Origin of the sequence: Luteirhabdus pelagi (assembly GCF_016827595.1) — a bacterium.
GTDB lineage: Bacteria > Bacteroidota > Bacteroidia > Flavobacteriales > Flavobacteriaceae > Luteirhabdus > Luteirhabdus pelagi.
The window spans coordinates 1-653 of record NZ_JAECMS010000041.1; the positions used below are offsets into that span (position 1 = coordinate 1).

Annotated in this window: 1 protein-coding gene; it reads left to right on the forward strand. The window is 35.1% G+C overall.

Going from position 1 to position 653, the window contains the following annotated elements; translation table 11 throughout:
- The first annotated feature begins 123 nt into the window (after positions 1–123).
- Positions 124–423, forward strand: a complete 300-nt coding sequence (locus I4Q58_RS15485; RefSeq protein WP_203296818.1) for a hypothetical protein — start codon at positions 124–126, stop codon at positions 421–423.
- Positions 424–653: the final 230 nt, after the last annotated feature.

Genomic DNA, 653 nt, shown 5'->3' on the forward strand with positions numbered 1-653 from the left:
AAACTAACACTCCTATCCTAACTGAAAAATACGTAAATTGATGACCGCGCCACAGAGGCGTTATACAAGACCGTTGTACGCAAGTTTGATTGAAAACTTGAATTGAAAAAATACTGATTGAATATGGCTTACGGAGCTGGACATGCACTTGATATGATTAAGAGAATGGCACAAAATCGTTCTCTTCGTCCTTCAAATCGATCGAAATTCAAAGAAAACAATCGTGACGGAATTTACTCTGAACCGAAAAAGTATACTGAAAAACCTGAATGGAAAAAGATTCCTGAAGAAGAATTGATTAAGGTGAAGGAACAAATTCGACTGAAAGCTGAAAAAGAAAAACGAAAGCAGCAGATTTTAATGACTGTTTTCGTGGTGACTTTTATATTGATTTTGATTGGATTTCTGATTCTGATGAATTAGCAAACCAGCGTACAACAACGTATAACGTCCATTGTGTGGAATGGTTAAGTGATTGAAAAGGATTACAAAAACCAACAACTTCTCCCCTAATTGAAAATTACGTAAATTGAAAACCACACAACGATACGTTATACAAATCCGTTGTGCGTAATTTTGACCCGTCCTGAATAAAGGCTACATAATTTTAAACATTATGTACAAAAATGACAAAATCATCAGACGGTATTCAG

What these genes read in the sequence shown, in the direction of transcription:
- I4Q58_RS15485 (WP_203296818.1), top strand. Translation starts at nt 124, where the DNA reads ATGGCTTACGGAGCTGGACATGCACTTGATATGATTAAGAGAATGGCA.